This window comes from Streptomyces rishiriensis (genome assembly GCF_030815485.1).
GTDB lineage: Bacteria > Actinomycetota > Actinomycetes > Streptomycetales > Streptomycetaceae > Streptomyces > Streptomyces rishiriensis_A.
In genome coordinates this window covers 354,156-379,201 of the sequence record NZ_JAUSWV010000002.1, presented here as the reverse complement: position 1 = coordinate 379,201, position 25,046 = coordinate 354,156, and the positions used below count along the sequence as shown (strand labels likewise).

Genomic DNA, 25,046 nt, shown 5'->3' with positions numbered 1-25,046 from the left:
CGTACGCCGCATGACCAAAGCCCCAGATTCTCCGTGGCGCGTGGGCGCCTTCCGCACGCTCTTTGCCGCAAGCGCCCTCAGCCACCTCGGCAGCAACGTCGGTTATGTGGCGATTCCGCTGCTCGCCGTCACCACGCTCGACGCCGGCCCCGGCCAGGCCGGTGCGCTGGCTGCGCTGTCCACCGCCGCCTTCCTGCTCATCGGGCTGCCCGCGGGCGCGTGGGTGGACCGCCTGCCCGGGCGCCGCCTGCTGGTGGCCGCCGACGCCGCTCGCGCGGTGTTGCTCGCCTCCATTCCGGTCACCTGGTGGCTGGGCGTGCTCTCGCTGCCGCAGCTGTACGCAGTGGTGCTGCTGAGCGGTTGTGCCACCGTGTTCTTCGACGTCGGCTCGCAGAGCGTCCTGCCCGAACTGGTCGGCCGCGAGCGCCTGGTACCGGCGAACGCCGCCATCGTCAGCCTGATGGCCGGCGCCAACATCGCCGGCCGCGGCGCCGGCGGCTTGATGGTCCAACTCCTCACGGCACCCCTGGCGATTCTCGGCGGGGCCCTCGCCTACCTCGCCTCCGCCGGCTGGCTCACTGGTATGGCCCGCAACCCCGCTCGCACGCAGCCCTCGAGCGCCAGGCGACGGCTACGTACCGAGATCGCGGAAGGGCTGCGCCACGTCCTGGGCACCCGCGAGCTGCGGTCCCTGGCGCTCACCGCGACCCTCACCAACCTCGGCGCACAGATGATCAACGCCATGTTGCCAGTGCTGTTCACCCGCGAACTGCACCTGCCCGCCGCAGCACTCGGCCTGTACTGGGCAGCCGGCGGCCTGGGCATCCTGTTCGGTGCCCGCCTCGCCCGCCCCCTCGCCGCCAGCCTCGGCCACGGCCGCACCCTGGCCCTGGCCGGGCTGTGGTTCGCACCCGCCGCGCTGGCCGTTGCACTGGTCGGCACCGGTACGTGGCTGTGGGTGGCCGGCGCTGCGTGGCTGGTTACCATGACCAAGACGGGCATCGACAACGTCCTGGGCGTCACCTTGCGCCAGCACCTGACTCCGGATCCGCTACTCGGCCGCATGAACGCCACCTTCCGCTTCCTGCTCACCGGCGCCCTGGCCATCGGCTCCACCCTGGGCGGCCTCATCGGTGAGGCCGCGAACGTACGCATCGCCGTGTGGGCAGGCGCCGTGTGCCTGGCCAGCGCCTTCCTCCCGGTCTTCTGCTCCCCCATCCGCGCCCTCCGAGAGCTGCCGGGAACTTTGGCGCCGTCCCACCGGGCATCAGCGACGTCCGCCACCGAAGCGTGAACCCGGCACCGCCCGCACGCCCACTTCGTGGGCCAACCACCATGCTCGACCCGGCTAAGAAGAGCACTCAGGGGCCAAGGTGATCACGGTGGTCCTGGGATAACGCCCGAGGGCGGAGACGATCAAGGAGCGGAACGCCGCAACGCTCGCGGAGCGACTCGACTTCGGCCCTCCGTTGCCCGTTGCCCGCAGACTGCCCATGCTGCCCGTGGCCCAGCTGTATCTACGCGACATACCCCTGCTGCGGCCGCCAGGACAGGCCGACCTGCGCCAGGTTCTCTGGTGTCCTTACGACCACGTGCCGGCCTTGCGGGAGTGTCATGGCGTGGCGTTGCCGCCGTGGCCGAGATCCTCAAGAAACTGCCGTTGGTCGTCCAGGTATCCGTCCGCGAAGAGCGAACGAGGGAAGAAGAGCGCGGTGAGCGTGGTCTTGAGGTCCGACTGCTCGATGGACCGTTTGAGCAGTGAATGGGCCGCGTCCGGGTATCGCTTGACCGTCAATGCACCGCCTCGGTCCAGCGCACTGCGGTAGCCGCGCTCCGTGTCGGCGGTGTCCACGTTGATGTCGTGGCCTGCGAGGGTGAGCAATACGGGTACACCGCGCAGAGCGCGGAGATCCTGGGTGGCGTCCGCGGTGTAGTTCTTGGAGATGAAGCCCCAGCGGTCGGCGGTCATGCCGTCCGCGTCGCCGCCCATCGCCCTGACGTACTCCTCGAAGGTCGCCTCGCGTTCCAGCAGCCGGCGGGTCGTCTCGCTCCTGGCGATCTCCGCCTCGGTGCGGGCCGCCGACGCGCCGTCGGCGCGCAGCTCGGCGAGAAGGTTGTAGCGGCCCTGCTGGAGCCAGTTGATCGCAGGCGAGACGGCGATGACGAAGCTCACGGGCGTCTTGGCGGCGATCTTCGGCACGACCCAGCCCGCCTGACTGGCGCCCCAGAGCCCGATCCGGTCGCCATCGATGTCCGGGCGGGCGCGGGCCCAGGCGATGGCGGCGGCGGCCTCGTCGGCTCGGTCGTCCATGGACTGGTCGAGCCAGTCGCCGGGTGCGCCTGCGACTCCGGGCTTGTCCCAGGACAGGGAGGCGTACCCGGCCTTGGCATTCGCTTCCCACATGGGCTTGTAACCGTCGTCGTGGGTGGCGCTGACGGGGCCGTCGTCGTGAACGTACACGACCAGGCCGTGCTGCTTGCGGGCGTCCCTGGGAGTGGCGAGTACTCCGTTGAGGGTGTGGCCGCCGTGGCGTATCGACACCCGTTCCTCCTCCATGTCGTAGGTGTTCTGCCACAGCACCACGCCGACGAGACCAGCGGCCACGACCAGGACCGCGACGATGGACCACGCGGCGATGCGGAGCACGCGCCGTCGGGGCTGGATCTTTGCGTACATGAGATCTGACCGCCTCTGTTCGATTCAATCGACATAAAACTATCACTACTGGAACGATCGTTCAGTGAGTGATAGTTTCGAGGGGAGGTTACGGCCACAAGAGGGGACATCGCATGGGATTCGACGCGCCGGATACCGGCACCGGGCCGGTGACAGTCCGGCGGGGGATACCGGAAGGAGCCGAGCGGCGGGTGGCCGAGCTGTATTGGGACGCCTTCGGCCGCAAACTCGGCCCCGCCCTGAACCCGCCGGACAAGGCGGTGTCCTTCCTCACCGCCCACCTGAACGCCGACCGCGCGGTGTGCGCGTTCCTCGATGGGCAGCTCGTCGGCCTCGCCGGCTACCAGCTCGGCGGGCGGGCCCTCACCGGGGGCTCGGCTGCGGCCGTGCTGCGCGCATACGGGCACCTGCGGGGACTGCACCGACTCCTGCTCCTCGCCCTGTTCGAACGCCACCCGGCCCCCGGGCAGCTCGTCATGGACGGCATCGCCGTGGACCCGGACATACGTGGCCGCGGTGTCGGAAGCCTGCTCATCGAAGAAGTGGCCGCAGTCGCGGCTGAGCAGGACTGCCGGGAGATCCGACTGGACGTGATCGACACCAACCCGCGCGCCAGGGCTCTGTACGAGCGGCGCGGCTTCACGGCCGTACGGATCGAGCACACGCCCTGGCTTCGCGGACTCATGGGCTTCGGCGCGGTGACCACCATGCACCGCCCTGTCGGGGCGAACGGGCCGAGAGGATTGAACACACCATGACCGAACACATCGAGATCCCCACCCGCATGCTCGTCCACGCGCTGATCCGCGAGGACGGCACCGTCCGCGCGGACGAGCTCTACACCGTCGCCAACACCCTGGGCATGAGTGACCAGCAGGTGCGGCTGTGCGTCAAACGCCTCGTGACCGAAGGCCGGTTCACCCACGAGGGCCGAGGTCGCAAGGCCGAGCTGCACGCCACCGCGGACACCATGCGTGCCCTCACCCCCAACGCCGACTTCCTACGCCACGCGTTCCAGCAGGACGCCGGGCTCGCGCCCTGGGACGGTGTCTGGCACCTCGCCGCCTTCGCGGTGCCCGAATCGGCGCGCACGGCCCGGGACTCCCTACGCGAGACCCTCGTCCACCTCGGCGGTGCCCCGCTGCAGGGAGGACTGTACGTCTGCGCCAACACTTGGGAACCGTACGTTGAAGAAGCGGCCCGCCACCTAGGCGCCCATGAAGCGCTCACCCTTCTCACCACGACGGACCTGCGAAGGGGCGCCACCCAGGAGCCTGCCGAACTCGCCCGCCATCTGTGGCCCCTGCAGGAGATCGCCGAGCGCTACCACCGCCTCAGCCGCCTCGCCCACCCCCGCCTCGCCGCGCTCACCGGCCCCGACCGGCTCTCCCCCTCCGCACTCCTCACCATCGCGGTCGAACTAGCCGCCGAACTCACGCGCGCCATGGAACCCGACCCACTCCTGCCGCCTCAACTCCTGCCCCAGCCATGGCCCGGCACCCAAACCCGGGCCCTCATCGCCCGGTGCTGGTCCGCCCTGCACCACCGAGAACACGGCGAAGCCCGCCCGGTCCTCTTCCGCCTCTACGCCGACATCACCCGAGAGGTAGCAGACGGTGCCGCGCAGTGAAATGGGTGAGGCACCGCGCGAGCGCCAGGCCTTGGTTGCTCTACAACTCGACGTGTACGGCCGGAGACGTGACGGCGCTCGACGACGACCTGGCGCAGCACGTCCAGGCCGTCGCGCAGGCCGTCCGCGACACCTTCTGCCAGTGGAGTGCGCGCCCTCCCGCCTCCACCGAGGCCGCCATCGGTGAACTGCTCGCGTAGGCAGCCCGGGACGTCGTTTCCGGCCGGTAGGGCGCTCGCGTACCGATCGGCTACAGCGCCTTGCGTACGGTGCCCGAGCCGTTGAGGAGTTCGTCGATGAGCTGCGTGGTCTCTATCTCGAGCGAGCAGACCAAATCCCGGTTGACCTGCTGCACGCGAGTGATCGCGGTGTGCAGCCCGGAGCGGTTCCCGCGCGCAGCTTCCAGACGCATCCAATCCCGGTAGAGGAGCTCGGCCGTGTCGTCGACATCGAGACCGGTCGAGACGGCCCGGCGCGCGGCGTTCAGATCGTGGTGGGGGCCTGCGGGGATGCGGTAGGTGGCCACGGTGTGCGCGACGTCGACGATCAGCGTGATCATTTCCTGCTGATAGGGCCTGGCCCAGGGCAGTGGCCGACCGCCGAACGGCTTGCCCCGCACCAGCGTCAGCGCCTTCTCCAGGTCGGGAAGGCCAGACGGACCCAGCGGCAGTGCGCGTTCGACGAGCTGGAGGAACCGGGTCCAGTCGCATCGCACGCTGGCAGTGAGCCGGTACGCGTCCTCGCCCGCCTTGCGGCGCGGCACGTAGACGTTGCCGGACGGGTCGCTGCCCAGGGAGCTGCGCAGGCCCTGCATCCGGCAACTGGCCCGGGTGGAAGCTGGGTGTGTCCTGTGGCCGGGTGACGGCCAGCCCGGACTTCGGCGGCCCGGAATCCAACGTGAATCAGCGACCAGGCTGGAGAACGGGCGCCACGAGGGGGGCGCGTGTGCTGCCCGGATCCGGTGGCGGAGACTGAGCCGCTGCCGCTGGCACACAGGCCGCCTCCACCGGTGCCGTGGCGTCCACGCCATCTCCGTACACCAGGATCCGGGCGCCTCTGCGCACTTCGACCACGCCCTCCCTGCCCCTACGGGGTGTCGCCGGCGAGGGCCGGGGGCTCACCCGGACCCACTCCTGGGAACGTCAGAACAGCGCCACGCAGGAATTGCCGTCACCGACGAAGCAGACGTACAGCTTCACGTCGCGGACGCTGTGCCCGCTGCCGTTCGCGTAGCCGGGGGTGCCGTTGGCGCCGTTGCTGTCCGAACCGAGCTTGGTGTAGCCGTGGTAGTTCCACCCTCCGTTCTCCCACTTCTGGTAGGTGGTGTAGAGCCCCGCGCCCTTGCCGTCCGCGCAGTTGTCCCAGATCGTGAAGTCCCAGTTGGTGTCGTAGCCCGTCGTGACCTGCCAGTAGTTGTAGGAGCCGTTGACGGAGGCGCAGCCGTCGGACGTGCTCTGGTAGTAGCTCGCGGCCTGAGCCTGGCCGGAGAAGGCCATGACCAGGCCTGCGGCGGCGGCCGCGACCGCGAGCTTCTTCTGAACGCTCTTGAGCGTGATGCCATTGACCATGGCGGTCCTCCTGGATGTCGATGGTGTGACGGTGAACGGATCCACTGGGTGGACGACGGGACAGAGGCCCAAGGGCTGTGCTGCTCGCACCCCGGGGCGAGGTCGCTGTGCGTTCAGTGGGACAGCCTGCGTTCTGCCGCTACATGCGTGCGTATCCGGGGAATTGGTGCGGAGGCGCCACTCCGCGTCCCCGGGTCGCAGACCGCCCGCCCGTCGGGTGCGGCGTGTCGCTGTGTGCGCTGAACGCTTGCCGAGCTGGCCCTCCGGGTTCTTCGTGCCGCTGTCTCCTGTCCTGGACCAAGATGCTCGGCCGACCGTCGGCGAACCTTGAGCAAACGTTGAATTGGCTGGTCGAAGGTGTTATGCCAAGGTGGGATCCGAGAGTCGGGGGCGTGCTGTGACGGTTGAGTTCGGTGTGCTCGGCAGCGTCGAGGCGCGGGTGGACGGCCGAATCGTCGATCTGGGCCATGCCCGTCAGCGGTGTGTGCTCGCAGTGCTGCTGGTGGACGCCAACCAGGTGGTTTCGGTGGACCAGCTCGTCGAGCGCGTCTGGGCCGACCGTCCCCCGCAGCGGGCCCGGAACACGGTCTACGGCTATGTCTCCCGTCTGCGGCGGGCCTTGGCCGTCGCCCAGGGGGCGGAGATCGTCCGCCGTTCCGGTGGGTATGTCCTCGACGTCGAGGCGGTGGCAGTGGATCTGCACCGTTTCCGTGACGTTGCCGCACGGGCTCGCGCGGCCGCGCGGAACGAACAGGACGAGCGGGCTGCAACCCTGTTCGGGCAGGCACTCGGCCTCTGGCGGGGAGATGCCTTCGCGGGTCTGGACACCCCTTGGGTCAACGCCCTCCGCGACGCGGTCGGCCAAGAACGGGTCGCGGTCGAACTGGACCACACCGACGTCCTGCTCCGCTGCGGTCACCACGGCGGACTGTTGTCCGAGTTGTCGGCCCGGGTCGAGATGCACCCACTCGACGAACGACTGGCCGGCCAGTTCATCCTCACCCTGTACCGCTGCGGTCGCCCGGCCGATGCCCTCAACCACTACCAGCAGATCCGGCTGCTGCTGGCCGAAGAGCTCGGCTGTGACCCTGGCCTCCCGCTGAGGCGACTGCACCAGCAGATCCTCACCACCGACCCCGCATTGAACAACGTCCCCGCCGCCGGCCCCGCTGCCGGGCGTGCTCCGGGATCCGCACCCGCTCTCGGGCCGGGTCCGTCGCCCACGCCCCCGCCGGTGGGAACCCCACGGGACGGCGCCGACCTGCCCGGCCCGCCGACACCGCGGCGCGCCCGGACGGGGAGCCAATTCGTCGGGCGGGCAGCGGAGTTGGCGGTTCTCGACGGTGCGACAGGGGATGCCCTGGCCGGTGCGCCGGCGGTGGTCGAGGTGGTCGGGGAACCGGGTATCGGAAAGACACGGCTGCTCGGCGAACTGGGCGAGCGGGCGAGAGCGCGCGGTTTCGTGACCCTGGCCGGCCGCAGCGTGGAGTTCGACCGGGCTCCGTACGGTGCGTTCGTGGACGCCTTGGACGACCACCTCGGCCGTGTGGACTTCCTCCGGCTCCGGCACGATGGATCACTGCCCGGCGCGTTCGCGCTGCTGAGTACGGTGTTCCCCGCACTCCGTGACCGGTTACCGACCGGGCCGGATCCGGTGACGGTCGAACGGTACTGGTTCCACCGAGCGGTGCGGACGTTGCTGGAGGCGCTGAGTGCCGACGGCGGGCTCGTGCTCAGCCTGGACGACCTGCAGTGGACGGATGACGGTACGGCCGAGCTGATCGACCATCTGGTACGGCACCCGCCGAGGACACCGCTCCTCCTCGCCCTCGCCTACCGTCCCCGGCAGGCTCCGCCGCGACTGGCCGCGGCACTGGCGAGGGCCGGAAGGGAGGGAAGTGTGGTCAGAATCGAGCTGGGGCCGCTGTCCCCGGCCGAGGGGGCGGAGCTGTGCGGGGCCAGGCCGGATCACTGGCGTTTCCGACGGCTGTACGAGGCCAGCGGCGGCAACCCGTTCTACCTGGAGGCGCTGGCCCGAAGCGCCGGGAACGAAAGCCCGTCGGTGCTCCCGGCCGACGCGGTGCCTGTCGCCGACGATCTGCCGCAATCGGTGCGTGCCGCACTGCTGGAGGAGCTGGGAGGTCTGTCGGCCACCGCGAGGGCCTGTACCCAGGCGGCCTCGGTGCTCGGTGACTCCTTCGAAGCCGAGATGGTCGCCGTCGTGGCCCGGACCGGTGAGGCACAGGCCCTTGCCGCCCTGGACGAGATCGCGGAGCGGGACCTGGTACGCCAGATCGGCTCCACGCGCCGATTCCGGTTCCGCCATCCGCTGGTGCGGGCAGCGGTGTACCAGGGGGCGGGCGCCGGCTGGCGGATCGAGGCGCATGCCCGGGCCGCGCACGGCCTGGCGCTGCACGGCGCACCGCTGACCGCCCAGGCGTCGCACCTTCAGCGTTCGGCGCGGGTGGGAGACGAACATGCCGTTGACGTACTGGTACGGGCCGCCCGTCAGGTGATGACGATCGCACCGGCCGCTGCCGCGCACTGGACGCAGGAAGCCCTGCGGTTGCTCGGTGAGCGGAGTCGGCTGCGGCCCGAACTGTGGCTCCAGCAGGCCGATGCGCTGGGCATGGCCGGACGACTGCTGGAGAGCCGCGACGTCCTGCGCACGACCCCTTCTCTGCCGCCTGCGCAGGCGGGGGCTCAGCGGGCTCGGCTGACCGTCTCCCGAGCCACGGTGGAGTGGAAGCTCGGCCGTTACAAGAAGGCGACGTCGCTGCTGCTTCGGGAACTGGCGGACCACGACGACCGGCCGGAATCCGAGACCGCCGCTCTCCAGATGGGGGTCGCGACGGTGGCGCTTCGCACAGCCGACTTCCCGACAGCCATCGGTTGGGGCGAACGCGCGCTGCACTCGGCAGAAACCATCGGCGACCCGTGGCGGATCACCGCTGTCCGGAGTCTGCTGGCCCTGGCACATACCTTGGCCGGGGACTCCGTCCGATCGACCGACTACCTGGACCGGGTACTGGAAGCAGTCGACGAAGCCGATGACCAGCAACTGGTCGACCAGATCGACACCCTTGTCACGATCGGCTGGACGGAGATGTTCCTGGGGCACTACGACGCCGCGCTCCGGCACCTCGGTCAGGGCCTGGACCTTTCCCGTCGTACCGGCCAAAGCCTCATGCTCGCCGATCTCTTCGCTGCCTCCGCATACGTACTGATGTGGCTCGGGCATCTGGACGAGGCAGCGAAGTGCGCCGATGACGCACTGGAGGCGGCATCACTCGTCGGCAGCAACGAGCCACGCTCGCTGGCCGAGGCGGTGAACGCGGCGGTCTCGATGTGGCGGGGAGACTTCGCCGGAGCACTGAAGATCTGTGAGGAGTCGCTTGCGCAGGCCGGCCCCGAACCGGCCCAGTACCGGTCGGCGATCCTCGGGATGCTCGGCAATGCGTTGCTGTTGACCGGTGATCCGGCGGGCTGCGTCCGCAGGGTGATCGAAGCGGGTGGTGGCCCCGAAATGTCAGCGTTCGAAGCACCCGTGCGCACGGTGTGGTTGCGGCTGCTGACCGGTGCGGAACTGGCCCGGGGCGATGTGGTGGCTGCCGACATGTGGGCCGGCCGCGCGGCATCCGCTGTGAGCCCCGACAGACCGCCCGGACAGCTCGGCTTCGCTTTGCTGGCCCGCGCCGAGGTACACCTCGCAAGGGAAGACGCGGCTGCGGCAGCGGCTGCGTGCGAGGCCGCTGCCGCGTTCTGCGCAGCTCGAATGCCACTCTATGAAGCCACAGCCCGGCTGACGGCGGGCATCGCACTGTCCGTCGTCGACCGCCGGCCCGAAGGACTCGCGCAGCTGGAACGAGCGAGAGCATTGTTCACTGGCTGCGGGGCAACGGCCCTGTCCGCACTGGCCGATCAGGAACACGACCGCGTCGCCGCCCGAACTCCGCCTCCGGCGACCGGAATCACACCCGGGATCTGAGACTCCCGGCCTGGTGTCGGGGGTGAGGGGAGACGCCCGTGGCCTGCCGAGGCCGTTGTTGGGATTGCTGTTCTCCGCTCACGTGCCGTCAATGCGTCGGCTGCAAGAGGGCGTCGAGGATCACGCGCACTTGGCCGATCAGGTGCTCCGGGTCGAACGTGTCGGGATCGGTGAGCGCGATGCGGCCGAAGTGTTCCGCGCAGGCGACGAGTGCGTGCGCGAGGACCTGCGGGTCGAGTGCCGGGCCACTGTGGTCGGCCAGGACGTGGGAGATCCATCCCTCGACCTGGAGCCGGAACCGTTCCCTGTCCGCCTCGATGCGGTCGCGGACGACCGTGGGCATGTTGCCCGGAGTCAGCAGGATCAGCCGCCACGTGTCCGGGTCCTGGCGGAGCATCGCGGACATCCGGCGGACCGCTTCGGAGGCGGACGCGGCGGGGTCGCGCAGGTCCTCCGCGCTGGGGATCGTCGCCAGCAGTCGTTGGAAGACCCGTGCCTGCTGACGGTCGAGCAGTGCGGACAGCAGGGCGTCGAGATTGTTGAAGGCGCCGTAGACCACCGACCGGGCTACCTCGGCCCTCTTGGCGATGGCGTCGACGGAGACCCGGTCGTAGCCGTCGCTCACGATCACGGCGAGAGCCGCGTCCAGCAGCTGTTCGCGCCGTTCCGCGATCGGGAGCCGCGGGGCGTAGGGGCGTCGCTTGCGCGGCCTGTCTTCCGAAGATGGGGGAGCTGACACCTTGGCATTTTACGACACGCGTGCCTTAATTTACGACAGTGGTGTCGTAATTGGGCGGTGTGCGCCCCGGACGTACGAGGAGCGGCTACATGGCGAAGCTGAAGTGGAGCGAGGTCGAACCGCACGAGGACTACGGTTTCTTCGGCCCGGGGTCGGTGGTTTGGAAGGTCTGGAGCTATCCGACGGCGCCGACGGTCGGTTTCCAGCGGGCTGTGGTGGTGGAGGAACTCGACCCGCCGCTGGTGGCCGCCGTCCACGCGACCCAGGGCATCTACCGGCGCTCCCGCACTCGCTACGACCGCACCCTGCGGTACTTCGCGATGGTGGCCTTCGCTGGTTCACGGGAAGTGTGCAGGGCCGCGGACGTCCTGGTCAGGATCCACTCCAAGGCGATCGGCAATCTGCCCTACGGCGGCGGGACCTACGATGCCAACGACCCCGCCTCGCAGCTGTGGATCCAGCTCACCGGCTGGCACTCGATCCTCTACGCGTACGAGAAGTACGGACCCGGCAAACTCACCGCGCAGGAGGAGGACGAGTACTGGGAGGCGTGTGCGGTTGCCGCAGAGCTGCAGACGTGCTCCCCGGACGACGTTCCGCGCAGCCGTGAAGGCGTCCGGGCGTACTTCGAACGGATGCGCCCTCGGCTGTCCGCCAGCCCGATCGCCCGGCAGGCGATGAACCACCTGCTGAGGAGCGAACTGGTCCTGCCGCCGACGCCGCGCTGGGCGAGGCCGGCGAGCTTGGCCGTCGCGAGGGCCCAGCGAATCGCCACGGTTGCCACGATGCCGCGCTGGATGCGTGAGATGGCGGGCATCCGGCAGTCACGCCTCCTCGACACTCTCATCGTGCCCGTCATGAAGGCGACCTTCGCGCTCGCCCACCTCAGCCCCAAGGCCGAACTGCGCCTCATAGCACGGCTCTCGCCCTCCACGGTTCCGGTGATCGCGCCGATGAAGCTCGGCGTTCCTCCCCGCAAGGAGGACATACTGACGCCCGCGGAAGCCCGCGCCCGCTACGGCTACGCCAAGCCCGCCGAAGCCCATCTCGAATTCCGGGCACAGCAGGCAGCCCGCGTCTTCGACGCCGGTACAGCCCCGAGCGACCAGGGGCTCATCGAGTCGCAGGAGATCCTGGGACCTCTCTCGTAACCAGGACCGACCGTCCGCCCCTGCCGCTTCCTGCCGCTGCACGACCTTGCACCAGCGCGCAGGGCTCGGAGAATGAGCTCCATACCCAGGACGCCTTGTGGCGGTTGACGGACGGACGTCCGGCCCTCGTGGTCCGCCGCACCGTCTGCTCGAAGGCACGTGGCGCGAACGCGAAAGAGCTCTGCGGGAGCCGGATCCCTCGACGAGGGAGTGCGTGAACGCGTGGGCACCGCCGGAGAGTTCGATGATCCGGCCGATCATCGCGCCCAGGGCGATGAGGGTGGCGATGTGCCCGAGGGCGCCCCCCCGTGCCGTCCTCGACGGTCTTCACCAGGTCGGTGGCGGGCACGCCCGCGGCGAGCGCGACACCGACGCTGACGACCATGAGGGCGACGAACGCCTTCGACCTGCGCTTGGTCGGGTACGGCGAGCACGACGACGTCGGCGTCACGAGCGGCCTCGGCCGGGGACGCGGTCGCTCGGGCGGCCTCGGAAGGGGCGAGCGCGGCTCGCCGGTCGGCGGCGATGTCGTAGACGGGCACGGGCAGTTCAGCGGCCAGGCGGCGCGCCATGGGAAGTCTTATGGCGCCCAGGCCGATCACATCCGCCGGTGGGCAAACGCACGTGTGTGGAGCCACCCACGCAGGAGCTTTCGTGCGGCGGCCGGCCCGCGGCACCGGGTCACGACGGCGGCTAGGGTGAGGGCAGACCCGCCCCGGCGGTGACTGCGCGCGTGCCGGAGAATACGGCCCTGACCATCCAGAAAAAGGCCGTGGCAGCCCGGCGTACCAAGCGGGCCGCGGCTGCCGTGCGGGCCGCTTGGGCGCAAGTCCGATGCGGCCGCTTCCGGCCGGCCGAGGGCGCCGGAAAGCCTGTAGACCACCGGCCCGATCGAGAACGGACCCATGAGCGATACGACCCTGCTGGACCTACTGGTGGACGCCGCTCATGAGGCGCCCGGACAAGTCGTGGTGCACGTCCGCCCCGATGGGAGCGAACTGACTGTCACGCTGCGCGAACTCGTGGCGCAGGCCTGGCGCGTGGCCGGCGGGCTGCGCGCGGCGGGTGTCGAGCCGGGAACGTGCCTGCCCTTGGTGGCGGATCGCAGCGAGGACTTCCAGCAGCTGTTCTGGGGCGCGCTCGCGGCCGGCCTGGTGCCGGTCCCGCTTGCCGCGGACGCACACCGTGTTCTGCCCGTCCGGGAGCAGTTGGGCCGACCGCCCGTCGTCGTCGATGAGGCATGCGAAGCGTGGGCAGCCCAACTTCCCGGCAGCGTCGAGGTGTTGCGCCTTGACGAGCTGCGAAAGGCCCCGCCCCTCGTCCGCCCCGCGGCGTGCGGGCCCGACGACCTCGCGTTCGTCCAGTTCTCCTCCGGCAGCACCGGCAGCCCCAAGGGCGTCGAACTGACGCACCGCGCGGTACTCGCCAACCTGGAGCAGATACGCGCGGCTTCCGCCCTCACGGCGGGGGACGTGGTGGTGAGCTGGATGCCGTACTTCCACGACATGGGGCTCATCGGCACTCACCTGGCACCCCTCGCCGCCCGCGCGAAGCAGGTGAAGATCGGGCCGATGACGTTCGCCAGAAGACCGGGCATCTGGTTCGAAACGGCGGCGGCCCACCGCGCCACCGTCCTGTCGGCGGCCAACTTCGCCCTCGCTCTAGTGGTCCGGCGCGTCCCCGACGAGGCCGTCGCCCGGCTCGACCTCACCTCCGTACGCCTCCTGCTGGTGGGGGCCGAGCCGATCTCGGCAGCCGTCTGGCGGGACTTCGCCCGCAAGACCCGGCCGGCCGGCCTGCGGTCCGAGGCCGCTCAGCCGGTCTACGGACTGGCCGAGGCGACGCTCGCGGTGGCCTTCCCCTCGCTCGGCGAGGTGGCCGAGCCGCTCGTCCTGGACAGGGCGGCGCTCAGCACCGGCCTGGTGGTGGACGCGGACCGGCCGGACGGGGCCGTGGAGCTGATGGACGTGGGCCGTCCGGTGCCGGGCTGCGCCGTGCGCATCGTCGACGACGAGGGACATGTCCTGGACGAGCGGAGAGTGGGCCACATCGAGGTGCGCGGACCGCAACTCGCACGCGGCTACCACCGGCAGCCCGACGTCACGGCCGAGACCTTCCGCGACGGCTGGGTGCGCACCGGCGACCTGGGGTTCCTGCGGGACGGACGGCTGTGCGTCAGCGGGCGCCACAAGGACGTGCTGTTCCTCAACGGCCGTAGCTTCCACGCACCGGACCTGGAAGGGGTGGCCGCCACCACGCCCGGACTGCCGCCCGGCACCCCGGCCGTGGTCGGATCGACCGACCCGGTACACGGTGATGAGCGCGTCGTGGTGTTCGTGCCCTGGGCTCGGCCGCCGGCGACAGCGCCCGACGTGCTGGAACGGCTGGCGGCCCGAGTCGGTGAGGTCCTGTACCACGATGATGTGCGGGTGCTTGCCCTGCCGCCTGCCGCGTTCCCCCGCACGACGAGCGGCAAGCTGCGACGACACGTGATGCGGACGCGTTTCGAGGCGGGGGAGTACGCGGACGCCGTGGCCCACCCCCCGGTGGCCGCTCCGTCCGGGCGGAAGCCCCACACATCCGAGGCCGACGGTTCCACCGGCCCGCGAGGTGCGGCGGGCGACGCGTCGACGCGGCCCGGCGGCACCCCACGCTCGCGCACCGAGACCGAGCGTGCGGTGCGGGACGTCTGGTCCACCGTGCTCGGCGTTCCCGCCTCCGCCGTCGGCGACGAGGACACCTTCCGCGGCCTCGGCGGTACGTCGCTGAAGGCGATGGAGGTGCTCGCCGCGCTGGAGGACACCCTCGGCGTCGTCCTGGAGCCCTCCGTCATGCGGCAGGGCACGGTCGCCGCCCTGGCGGACCACGTCATCACCGCGGAGCACGCCCAGCGTGCCGCCGGGACGGCGCCGCCGGCGGGCCGGACCGGCCTCGCCGCGCGACCCCGCCCGCCGCATACCTCCTCCGGCGTCGCCGTCGTCGGGATGTCCTGCCGCTTCCCCGGCGCCGACACCCCCGAGGCCTTCTGGGACCTGCTGGTCCAAGGGCGCGACTTGGTCACCACCGTGCCCGCCGACCGGTGGAACGACACCGCTCCGGATCCGCGGCCCACCGAGCGGTGGGGCGCTTTCCTCGACGACCCGGCCGCCTTCGACGCCGCCTGCTTCGGCATCGGTGACGAGGAGGCCGAAACCCTCGACCCGCAGGCCAGGGTTTTCCTGGAACTCGCCCACGAGGCGATGGAACGGGCCGGTTACGCCGGGACCCGGCGGGGCGGGCACCGCGTCGGCGTTTTCGCCGCGGTGGGGGACAGCGGCTATCGCGAGGTGCTGCGGCGGGCGCTGGGCGAGGACACCGCCCCTGCCGCCCTGGCGCTGACCGGAAACCTGCCGAACCTCGTCGCGGCCCGAGTGTCCCAGGTCCTCGACCTGGACGGCCCGGCGATGGCCGTCGACACCGCCTGCTCCTCCGCGCTGGTGGCGCTGCACCTCGCACGCCGCAGCCTGCTGGACGGCGAGTGCGACCTCGCCCTCGTCGGCGGGGTCAACCTGCACCTCACGCCGCACGCGCACCGGATGCTGGAGGCGGCACAGGCGCTGTCTCCGACCGGTCGCAGCCGCGCCTTCAGTACCGCCGCCGACGGGTTCGTGCCCGGCGAGGGAGGTGCGGTCCTGGTCCTGCGACGTCTGGACGACGCCCGGCGCGGCGACGACGAGGTCCTCGCGGTGGTGCGCGGCACCGCCGTCAACAACGACGGCACCTCGCTCGGTCTCATGGCGCCCAACCCCCGCCGCCAGCATGAGGTCATCACCGCCGCACTCGAAGCGGCCGACGTCGACCCCGCGGCGGTGACGTACGTCGAGGCCCACGGTACCGGCACGGCCATCGGCGACCCGACCGAACTGCAGTCGCTCTCCCACGCCTTCCCCGCACGGGCCGACGGGCGACCGCGCCTGCTGGGCTCGGTCAAGACCAACATCGGTCACCTGCTCAACGCCGCCGCCCTCCCCGCGCTGGTCAAGACGGTGCTCGCGTTGCGGCACGGCAGGCTGCCCGCGTCCCTGCACAGCGCGCCCGCCTCGCCGCTGCCGGAGCACGCGGGCTTCCAGGTCGTCACCGAGACCACGGCATGGGTGTCGGACGGGCCCCGCGTCGCAGGCATCAACGCCTTCGGCTTCGGCGGCACCAACGCGCACGCCGTCGTGGAACAAGCCCCCGAACCGGTCATCACCCCGGAACCCGCCGACGCGGCACCGGGGCCCCGGCTCCTCACTCTCTCGGCCGCGAGCGAGTCCGCCCTGCACGCCGCGGTCCGTGACCTGGACGCCCATCTGCGGGACCACCCGGAGATCGACGAGGCTGACGCGTGCCTGACGGCCGGCACGGCCCGGGACGACAAGCCGTACCGCCTGGCGGTTCTCGCCGACGGCGACCTGCGGGGCCGTCTGGCCGCGCTGGCAGCACGGCGCCCCGCGCAGTCCGGTGACCCGGCGGCGACCGGGCGCGGCGAGGGGTCGACGGCGCCGAGCACGGTGTCCGCCGCTTCGCCCCGACGCGCGGGGGAGCACCCGACGGCATCCGCCACCGCGCCGGGCGCCGACGGCACGTCCCCCGTCCGGGGGTCCTTCACGGGGAGGGCCGGTTCCCGTCCCCGTGTCGTCTTCCTGTTCCCCGGCCAGGGGACGCAGCGCCCCGCCGTGGCACGCGCCCTCCATGCGACGGCCGGTGTCGTCCAGGACACGGTGGAGGAGGCGTCCCGGCTGCTGGGCCCGATCCGTGGGCGCACGCTGGCCGACTGGTGCCTGGACGAGGCCGCCGACCCCGCCGAGCTCGCGCGGACCGAGGTGGCGCAGCCCCTGCTCGTCACGTTCGGTGTGGCGCTCGCCCGGCAGTTGCGCGACTGGGGTGTCGAGCCCGACGCGGTCGCCGGGCACAGCGTCGGGGAGATCACCGCCGCCTGTGTCGGCGGCACGCTGTCCCTCGAGGACGCGGTGACGTTCGCCGCCGAGCGCGGACGGCTGATGGGCGCGCTCACCGAACCCGGCGCCATGGCCGCCGTGCGCGGCGGTGAGGATGTCGTCGCCGGACTGGTGGCCGCGTCGCGTGGGCGGCTCGCGGTCGCCGCCCGCAACGGCCGCGACCGACTGGTGATCTCCGGCAGCGAGGGTGCGGTGCGGCGGGCCCTGGAGGAACTGTCCGAGAGAGGTGTCGCCGCGCGCCGACTGCGGGTGTCGCACGCCTTCCACTCCCCGCTCATGGAACCGGTCGCCGGACCGCTCGAGGACGCCGCACGCCGCATGGTGCCCACCGCCGCGTCCGTGCCGCTGCTCAGTACCCTCACGGCCGACTGGCAGCCCTCCCTCGACGCGGCGCACCTGCGGGCGCACGCCCTGTACCCGGTGCTTTTCGGCGCCTCCGTGGATCGCCTGCTCGCCGCCGGGTACGACACGTTCGTCGAGCTCGGGCCGGGAGCGGAACTTTCGCACCTCGTGCGGGCGATCGCGCGCGACACCGGTGACGGGACGGCGCTGGGGACCATACGCACGCGGGACGTCGTGACGCTGCCGGTCGCCACGGAGGTGCCTGCCGACGGGGCGGTTGCTGTCCGGGCGACCCATGAGGGACTGCTCGAGGTGGTGGGCCGGCTGTGGGTCCGGGGCGCCGGCGCCGACCGGACCGCGCTCGCCCCGGGCGGCCGACGGGTCGCGCTGCCCACCTACCCCTACCAGCGCGCGCGTCACTGGCCCGAGCGGGCGACGAGTCGGTTGCTGCACCGGGTCATATGGCGGGACGCCCCCGCCCCGACGGTGCCCGCCGGGCAGGGGCCGGGAGCGGCCGGGAGAGTCGTGGTCACCGGGCCGGACCGTGCCCGCGTGCGCGAACTCGAACAGTCGCTGGCCGAGCGAGGCGCGCGCGTGGTGAGGCCGGACGGACCGGCGGACACGGCCGACACCGTCGTCGTCCTCGCCGGCTCCCCGGGTGCCGGTCGCGCCGTCACCGGAGCGGTCGAGCGCGCGGCGCTCCACGAGGCGCTCGCCCTGCTGGACCGGACGGGCGCAGGACACCTGCTGCTGCTGACCGAGGACGCCCATGCCACCGGCCGGACCGCCACACCACCGCGCCCCGCGCAGGCCCTGCTCGCCGGGCTCGCTCTCGCGGTCGCACCGGAGACCCCCGGTGTACGGGTGACCGCGGCCGACCTGTCCTCGCTGGACAGCCCCGCACAGCGGCTCGAAGCCGTACTGACCGAACTGGGCACCCCTCACGGGGCCGCGGCGCATGAGCGGCCCGCCACCGTGGCATGGCGTGCGGGACACCGGCTGACACGCGGCGTAGAACCGCTGACGGACGTACGGCCCGGACGGCACCCGCTGCCCGCCGACGGCACCTACCTCATCACGGGCGGAGCCGGTGGCATCGGGGGCGCCCTGGCCCGGGACCTGGCGCGCCGGGGCAGGCCCACCCTCATCCTCACGGGCCGCTCACCGCAACCGCCGACCGGGCTGCTGCAGGATCTCGCGGCGCTGGGAGCCACGGCGCGCTACGTCACGGGAGACGTCTCCGTGGAGGAGGACGTGGTCGCCCTGCTGTCCCGGCTGGCGCGGCTCGACGCGGTGTTCCACGCGGCGGGTGTCGTCCGGCCGGGTTCGTTGCGGGCCACAACGGCCGAGGAGTCGGCGGCCACGTTCGCCGCCAAGACCGACGGCACGCGTCTGCTGGCGCGGGTCCTGCGTCGGCAGCGCCTGCGTCCGGCAATCTGCGTGGCGTTCTCCTCGGTGTCCTCGGTGCTGCCGGGCCTGGCGGGCGGACTGGGTGACTACGCGGGGGCCAACGCCTACCTGGACGCCTTCGCCGCCGCCGAGCGCCTGGCCGGACGCCCGTGGACGGCGCTGAACCTCGGCCCGTTCGCCGGGACGGGGCTGGCCGCCGAGCTGCCCGCGGGCGGGCTGTCGCCGCGCGGTGGCCGAGCGCTGTCCACCGCCGACGCCCTGGACGCGCTGCGGACGGCCTGCGCTCTCGACCCGGCCCAGCTGGTGGTCGCCGACCTCGCGGCACCGACGCCGGAAACGGCCCCGCGCTCGTCCGCCGCTCTGCCGGCGGCGCTGGGCCCGACCCGATCCGCCCCGGCGCGACCCCACCCCGGACGGACGGCCGCGTCCTTCGCCACGACGGCCGTGACCGGCACCGTCCTGCGGACCCTGCTCGCCGAGGCGCTGAGCCTGGACGCCGACGCCGTCACCGACGATCAGCCGTTCCTCTCCCTCGGCCTCGACTCGCTCACCGCGGTCGACCTCGTCAAACGCCTGGAACGCGAGCTGGACCGGACGCTGCCCGCCACGCTGTTCTTCGAGCACCGGACCGTGCGCGAGCTGGCCGCCCACCTCGACGCCCGACCCGCCGCGGAAGCCGGTTCCCCGCTCACGCCGGAGGACCCCGGCAGGCCGACCGTCCCGTGCGGCACGCCGTTCCCGCTCACGCCGGTACAGCTGGCCCTGCACACCAGCAGTCGGCTTTACCCTGACCTGCCCGCTCGCGGCTGGGTCCGGCAAACGGTGACCGGCCCTCTCGACACCGACCTGCTCGGCCGGGCGCTCGCGGCCCTCGCCGACCGGCATCCCATGCTTCGCCTGCGCGTCCGGGACGACGAGGGGCAGCCGGCCCAGCTCATCGCCGACGCGACACCCGTGTCCGGATGGTACGAGGTGCACGAGCGCGGTGAGCGCGGTGCCGCCCCTCAGGTGGAGAAGCTGGAGGCCGCCCTGGCCAACCGGCCGTTCGACCTGGCCGCCGAGCCTCCATTGCGCGCCCTGGTCCTGCGGGAGAGCGCTGACCTCGCGCATCTCGTGCTGGTGATCCACCATGTGGCCGGTGACGGCTACAGCCTGAACGTGCTGGCCACCGAGCTGTGGGCGCTGTACTCGGCCCTGGCACGGGGACGAGCGGCCGGTGGTCTGCCGTCGTTGCGGACCGACTTCGCCGTCTGGGCCGCTGCCGACAGCGAACCGTCCGCCGCCCGTGTGTCGGACCTGGCCCACTGGTCGGACCTGCTGTCCCGACGCGGTGCACCGCTGGCCCTGCCCTACGACGGCGATGCCGCGCACGTGCCCTCGGCACCGCTGACCGCCCACCCAGGCCTGATCGACGAAGAGGTCACCGCAGCGCTGCGGCGACGCGCCGCCGACCACGACGTCACGCTGTTCCACCTGCTGCTCGCCGCCTACGTCCGGTGCCTGGCGCGCTGGAGCGGCCGACGGGACGTCACCGTGAACGTCGCCCGTGCCCGGCGCGATGCTCGCCTCGACGGCCTGGACCGGCTGGTGGGCCCGCTCGCCGACACCCTGCCGCTGCTGTGCGACGTCGACCCGGACGAACCGCTCGCCGCGCTGGCCCGGCGGTTGCGCGGCGACTGGCTGGAGTGCGAGCGGCACGGCACTCTCACGAGTCTTGACGTCGCCCGGCTCGTGCCCGTTGAGCATCCGGGCCCGCGTACGGCGAGCCCGGCAAGCTTCAGCCTCGCCCATTTCCCAGCGACACCGGCGGCGGACTGCCCCGTGGCGGCGCGGCCGACCGCCGCGGGCACCGGCTCCGCGGCGACCCGCCTCGGACTGCTCTGCTGGGAGGACGGCCCGCTGCTGAGGCTCTCCTGGAACGTCCCTGTCCGTCTGTTCACCCCGCGGACCCTCGCGCGTATGTCGGTCGAGTACCGCGAGGAACTGGTGGAGTTCGCCCGCCCCACGGACCGGACGACGGCACGGGACAGGCCGCTGGACGGTTGCGCGGCGACCGAGGCGGAGCCGGAGCCGGAGCAACAGGGGGCACCATCGGCGAACCTTGTCGCTCGGCTCCTCGACCGCTTCCGCGCGACCCCCGACGCGCTCGCCGTCGACAGCGGCACCGCCCGCCTCACCTACGCAGCCCTCGACGAGGCCTCCGGCGCGCTCGCGGCGCGCCTCCGCGCCCAGGGGGTGGCCCGCGGCCACTTGGTGGGTCTGCTGACCGAGCCCGGTGCGGACACCGTGACCGGCGTGGTGGGCATCCTGCGCGCCGGGGCGGGGTGGGTGCCGCTGGACGCGAGTCACCCTCGCGCTCGGCTGACCGAGCAGCTTGCCCGCACGGGCGCGCACACCGTCGTCCACGACGCCGCGACCCGTGAGGCGGCCGGCCGGCTGACCGGCACGGGACTCGTCCCGATCGAAGCCATACCGCCGGAGGCGGAGGCGCCTCACGGCAGGGCGTCCGGGCCCGCGCCCGCCCCGCCCCCGGCAGACGCCACCGCCTACGTCATCTTCACCTCCGGCTCCACCGGCCGTCCCAAGGCCGTGCCCATCACCCACCGTTCGATGGAGAACTACCTGGACTGGTCGGTCCGCACCTTCGGCTACGGTCCCGGCGACCGGCTGGCCAACACGGCCTCCCCCTGCTTCGACGCCTCCGTGCGGCAACTGCTCGCACCCCTGCTGGCGGGGGCCACAGTGGTTCCCGTCCCCGGTGCTCTGGTCCGCGACCCGGAGCTGCTGCTGGACCACGTCGAACAGGCGCGTATCACCGTGTGGAGCTCCGTGCCGAGCCTTTGGGAACGACTGCTCACGGCGGCCGAGGCACAGGTCGGGCGAGGCGGGACCCGACCCGACCTGTCCGCCCTGCGATGGATCCACGTCGGCGGCGAGGCCCTCCCCGCCAACTGGGTACGCCGCTGGTTCGACCTGTTCGGCGAGGGACCGCGCGTCAGCAACCTCTACGGGCCCACCGAGACGACCATCAACGCCACCTGTCACATCATCGGCTCCCGCCCCGGCGACGAGGTCCGCACCCTGCCGATCGGCCGTCCGGTCGCCGGTACCGAACTGCTCGTCGCCGGCCCCGGCGACAAGCCCGCCGCACACGGTGAGGCGGGAGAGCTGCTCATCTCCGGCATCGGCCTGAGCCCCGGATACCTGGGCGACCCGGCACTCACCGACGCCGCGTTCGTCGTCCGGGACGGCCGGCGTTGGTACCGCAGCGGGGACCGCGCCCGCCTGCGCGAGGACGGCACCCTGGAGTTCCTCGGACGCCTCGACGACCAGGTCAAGATCCGCGGACACCGCGTCGAACCGGGCGAGGTCGAGGCGGCTCTGCGCACCCACCCGGACGTGGCGCACGCCATCGCGCTGGCCGACAACGACCGGCTGGTCGCCTTCGTCACCTCGGTGCCGGATGCCGCGCCGCCCTCCGCCGTGGCCCTGCGGCGGCACCTGGCAGACAGCCTGCCGCCGTACATGCTGCCGGCCCGGATCACGCCCGTGACGTCCTTCCCGCTCACCGGCACCGGGAAGATCGACCGCCGCGCGCTCCTCGGTCCGCGCGACGGCGGTCCCTCGGACACCCCTTCGAAGGAGGAGCCCGCACGCGGCGCAAGCCTCCCGGTGACACCGACCGAAGTCCGGCTGGCCGCCGTCTGGCGCGGCCTCCTCGACGTCGACGTGGTGCACCGGGAGGACGACTTCTTCGAACTGGGCGGCGACTCCCTACTCATCCTGCGGGTCTTCGCCCGCCTGGAGGAGCACGGGAGCCCACTGCCCCGCCCGACCGTCGTCTACGCCCACCGCACACTCGCCGCGCTCGCCGCGGTGCTCGATACCGCGCAGGCCGGGAACCGCGCCGACACCCCCGGCGCCGCGCCGCACCGCACCGACGGTCCGGGGCCGTCCGACCCCTTCCCTGTCACGCCCGGCCAGCGTGGCTTCCTCCTCGCCGAGGCCCTCGCGCCAGGGACGGACTCCTCCTGGCTGGCCCGCCTGACGCTGACGGGTGAAGTAAAGTCCGACCTTTTCCAGTCGGCGGTGGACACCCTGGTGGCGCGGCACCCGATGCTGCGCACGGTCTTCCCCGCCGGGGCCAGGCCGCCGGTTCAGCAGGAACTGCCGGCCACGCTGCGGCTGCCGGTCGACTTCGAGACCCTCGACGGTCCCCACCAGGTGCAGGAGCGGATCACCGCCGAGCGGTGCCGCCGCCTCGAACCGTGGGCGTGGCCTCTGCTGCGCCTGCGACTGCTCACCCTCGCACCGCGGCAGCACGTCCTGATCGTCCACGCCCACCACCTCATCGGCGACGGTTACAGCGCAGCCCTCCTCATCACCGAACTGACAGCGGTGTATGACGCGCTCGCCGTCGGCGAACCCATTGCTCTGCCCGCACTTCGCGGCACCTTCCGCGACCACGCCGTCCGCCTCGCCGCCATCGGGACCGAACCGGCGTCCGCCACCGGCGTCGCGCCGGACGAGGCGGACGAGACGGATGAGACGGACGAACGCCGGGCCCGCCTGGAAGCGCCCTACCCACGGCCGCGCCTGCGCGGATTGCCGCACCGGGACGACGTGAACAAGGCCGGAACCGGACCGTACGTGTCCCATGACCTCATACTCGAAGCGGATCAGGTGGCCCGGCTGCGCCGCATGGCCGCCGACGCGGGCGCCACGCTCCACGCGCCGGTGCTCACTGCCTACTACCGTGCGCTGACGCGGCTGACCGGTCAGGACGACCTGATCATCGGCCTCGCCGTCACCGGCCGCGACAATCCGCAGCCCGACATTGACCGGGTCTTCGGCCCGTACGCCCGCGCCGTGCCGGTACGTCCGGCGCGAGGCGTCCCGGGCAGCGCGTCGGGCAGGCCACGCGACTTCACCGAGGACCTGCGGCGCATCCTGACCGAATCCGTCGACGCCCAGCGGCACACCGGCGTCACCCCACGCGACGCCCACGGCCTTCCGCTCACCTCCCAGTTCTTCTTCACCTTCCTGGACTTCACCGCACTGGGCTCGTGGGACGCCCGGTCCCTGCGGGTGTCCTGGGACGACGGAGGCAGCGAGTTCACGCCGCCGGCGGCAGGTACGGACGTGTTCATGGCGGCGCGGCCGGAAGGCGACCGCCTGCGGATCACCGTGCGCGCCTCGTCGGCCGCGCTCACCGCGCAGGCGCTCGCCGACTTCGCGGAGGCACTGCACGCCGACCTCACCGCCGCGACCGACGTGACCACCGGGCGGAGCGCACCCCGCCCGGTCACCACCACACCCCGCCCGGTCACCGCCACTCGCTCCCTGGACGCCGCGCTCGTCGGCTACCTGCCGGCGCCCGCCCACCTTGCCCGGCTGGCGGGCATCCCCGAGGCGGCACTGCCGCGCGAGGACCTGCGCGCGCTGCTGTTCCCCGACGGGGGCCCTCGCCTGCTGGAGACGGTGGTGACCCCACTGGGGCGGTCGGGCTTCGTCGCCCTTCCCCGGTTCGCCGACGAACTCGCCGGTGGGGTGGGCCTGGTGGCGCACACCGCCCGCGCCGTCGACCTGGCCTCCCGCGAGGGCGCCCGGTGCGTCTCCCTGGCGGGCATCATCCCCTCCCTGACGGGCTACGGCTTCGACGTGCTTCGCGCGACTTCTGCGGGGTCGGCGGCCGTCACCACCGGGCACGCCGCGACCGTGGTGTCCGTGGTGAAGACCGTGCACGCGGTGCTGGACACCACGGGCCAGGATCTGGCCGACCTCGATGTGGCGGTCGTCGGCCTCGGGTCGATCGGCGCCTCCTCGCTGGAACTCCTCCTGGACCGCGGACCACGCCCCCCGCGCCGACTGCTGCTGTGCGACGCGCCGGGCAGCGGTCCCCGGCTGAGGGACCTCGCCGACCGGCTGCGCGGGGGACGCGGCCCCGCCGGCATCGACACGGTCGAGTCCACCCCGTCCGCGTTGCCACCGGCCGTGTACGAGGCGGACCTGATCATCGCCGCGGTCAGCGGCGGGGGCACCCTGCTCGACATCGACCGGCTCCGGCCCGGCACGACGGTCGTCGACGACTCGTTCCCGCACTGCTTCGACACCGGCCGCGCCCTCACCCGGATGCGGGAACGCGGGGATGTCCTCGTGGTCGGCGGCGGTCTGCTCGCCGTCGGCGCGACCGAACGGCATCTCGAGGCCGCACTGCCGGCCGGCGCCACCGCGGACCATCTCGCGCGGCAGTGGCTGGAGGGGACCCTCGCCTCTTGCCGGGCGGAGTCCCTGCTGCACGCCTCCGGAGCGGATGTGCCCCTGGTGCACGGACTGGTCCACGCCCGCACCGCGCTGGACTACTGGAACGCCATGGGCGAGGCCGGCCTGGAAGCGGCACCGCCGCACCTGCACGGCAGCACAGTCGATCCGCATCCGTTCACGCACGCGCGGCGTACCGGATGGTGACGCCGTCCGGGTCATGTCGGCGGTGCGCCGGGTGAGCGGTGCACCGAGCCGTGCGCCGGTCAGGTGGCCGGGCGCTTCTCACGGTACGGGCGGT

The 25,046-nt window shown here is 72.2% G+C and carries 11 protein-coding genes and 1 pseudogene; 7 read left to right on the top strand and 5 right to left on the bottom strand.

Annotation, left to right across the window (positions count from 1 at the left end; translation table 11 throughout):
* Positions 1-10 precede the first annotated feature (10 nt).
* On the top strand, positions 11-1,294 hold the full coding sequence (locus tag QF030_RS03945) for an MFS transporter (RefSeq protein WP_307161239.1): 1,284 nt from the start codon (positions 11-13) through the stop codon (positions 1,292-1,294).
* Between the two features lie 318 nt (positions 1,295-1,612).
* Here the strand turns inward: QF030_RS03945 and QF030_RS03940 are convergent, their stop codons facing one another.
* Positions 1,613-2,677, bottom strand: a complete 1,065-nt coding sequence (locus QF030_RS03940; protein WP_307161238.1) for an alpha/beta hydrolase family protein — start codon at positions 2,675-2,677, stop codon at positions 1,613-1,615.
* 113 nt (positions 2,678-2,790) lie between these two features.
* Between QF030_RS03940 and QF030_RS03935 the strand changes: the two genes are divergently transcribed.
* From QF030_RS03935 to QF030_RS03925, 3 genes are all read left to right on the top strand, one after another.
* Entirely contained in the window at positions 2,791-3,435 is a 645-nt protein-coding gene (locus QF030_RS03935) for a GNAT family N-acetyltransferase (protein ID WP_307161237.1), read from the top strand.
* Positions 3,432-4,307 (top strand): PaaX family transcriptional regulator C-terminal domain-containing protein, encoded by an 876-nt coding sequence (locus tag QF030_RS03930; protein WP_307161236.1) that lies wholly within the window; start codon positions 3,432-3,434, stop codon positions 4,305-4,307. Before QF030_RS03935 ends, QF030_RS03930 begins: the two co-directional genes overlap by 4 nt.
* Before the next feature lie 68 nt (positions 4,308-4,375).
* Positions 4,376-4,507, top strand: a complete 132-nt coding sequence (locus tag QF030_RS03925; protein ID WP_307161235.1) for a hypothetical protein — start codon at positions 4,376-4,378, stop codon at positions 4,505-4,507.
* 50 nt (positions 4,508-4,557) lie between these two features.
* On the opposite strand, the gene QF030_RS03920 is transcribed toward QF030_RS03925, so the two are convergent.
* The gene (locus QF030_RS03920) at positions 4,558-5,121 is read right to left on the bottom strand and encodes a bacterial transcriptional activator domain-containing protein (RefSeq protein ID WP_307161234.1); all 564 of its coding nucleotides are present in this window, start codon (positions 5,119-5,121) and stop codon (positions 4,558-4,560) included.
* Positions 5,122-5,449: 328 nt separating this feature from the next.
* Positions 5,450-5,875 carry a Tat pathway signal protein gene (locus QF030_RS03915; protein ID WP_307161233.1) on the bottom strand — a complete coding sequence of 142 codons (426 nt, stop codon included), beginning with the start codon at positions 5,873-5,875 and terminating at the stop codon, positions 5,450-5,452.
* 397 nt (positions 5,876-6,272) lie between these two features.
* Between QF030_RS03915 and QF030_RS03910 the strand changes: the two genes are divergently transcribed.
* The gene (locus tag QF030_RS03910) at positions 6,273-9,863 is read left to right on the top strand and encodes a BTAD domain-containing putative transcriptional regulator (RefSeq protein ID WP_307161232.1); all 3,591 of its coding nucleotides are present in this window, start codon (positions 6,273-6,275) and stop codon (positions 9,861-9,863) included.
* 88 nt (positions 9,864-9,951) lie between these two features.
* On the opposite strand, the gene QF030_RS03905 is transcribed toward QF030_RS03910, so the two are convergent.
* Complete coding sequence (locus QF030_RS03905) at positions 9,952-10,602, bottom strand: TetR/AcrR family transcriptional regulator (protein WP_307161231.1); 651 nt, start codon at positions 10,600-10,602, stop codon at positions 9,952-9,954.
* Between the two features lie 89 nt (positions 10,603-10,691).
* Here QF030_RS03905 and QF030_RS03900 point away from each other — a divergent pair, with 89 nt between their 5' ends.
* Entirely contained in the window at positions 10,692-11,753 is a 1,062-nt protein-coding gene (locus tag QF030_RS03900) for an oxygenase MpaB family protein (RefSeq protein ID WP_307161230.1), read from the top strand.
* Positions 11,754-12,208: 455 nt separating this feature from the next.
* Here QF030_RS03900 and QF030_RS03895 read toward each other — a convergent pair.
* Positions 12,209-12,325 (bottom strand): annotated as a pseudogene (locus tag QF030_RS03895) (NAD(P)-dependent oxidoreductase); the annotation flags it as partial.
* 333 nt (positions 12,326-12,658) lie between these two features.
* On the opposite strand from QF030_RS03895, the gene QF030_RS03890 reads away from it, so the two are divergent.
* Complete coding sequence (locus tag QF030_RS03890) at positions 12,659-24,952, top strand: non-ribosomal peptide synthetase/type I polyketide synthase (protein WP_307161229.1); 12,294 nt, start codon at positions 12,659-12,661, stop codon at positions 24,950-24,952.
* The last annotated feature ends 94 nt before the right edge of the window (positions 24,953-25,046 follow it).

Excerpts from the sequence above, each read along its gene's own strand:
- QF030_RS03945 (WP_307161239.1), top strand. The coding sequence starts at position 11 with ATGACCAAAGCCCCAGATTCTCCGTGGCGCGTGGGCGCCTTCCGCACG.
- QF030_RS03940 (WP_307161238.1), bottom strand. The coding sequence starts at position 2,677 with ATGTACGCAAAGATCCAGCCCCGACGGCGCGTGCTCCGCATCGCCGCG.
- QF030_RS03935 (WP_307161237.1), top strand. The coding sequence starts at position 2,791 with ATGGGATTCGACGCGCCGGATACCGGCACCGGGCCGGTGACAGTCCGG.
- QF030_RS03930 (WP_307161236.1), top strand. The coding sequence starts at position 3,432 with ATGACCGAACACATCGAGATCCCCACCCGCATGCTCGTCCACGCGCTG.
- QF030_RS03920 (WP_307161234.1), bottom strand. The coding sequence starts at position 5,121 with ATGCAGGGCCTGCGCAGCTCCCTGGGCAGCGACCCGTCCGGCAACGTC.
- QF030_RS03915 (WP_307161233.1), bottom strand. The coding sequence starts at position 5,875 with ATGGTCAATGGCATCACGCTCAAGAGCGTTCAGAAGAAGCTCGCGGTC.
- QF030_RS03900 (WP_307161230.1), top strand. The coding sequence starts at position 10,692 with ATGGCGAAGCTGAAGTGGAGCGAGGTCGAACCGCACGAGGACTACGGT.
- QF030_RS03890 (WP_307161229.1), top strand. The coding sequence starts at position 12,659 with ATGAGCGATACGACCCTGCTGGACCTACTGGTGGACGCCGCTCATGAG.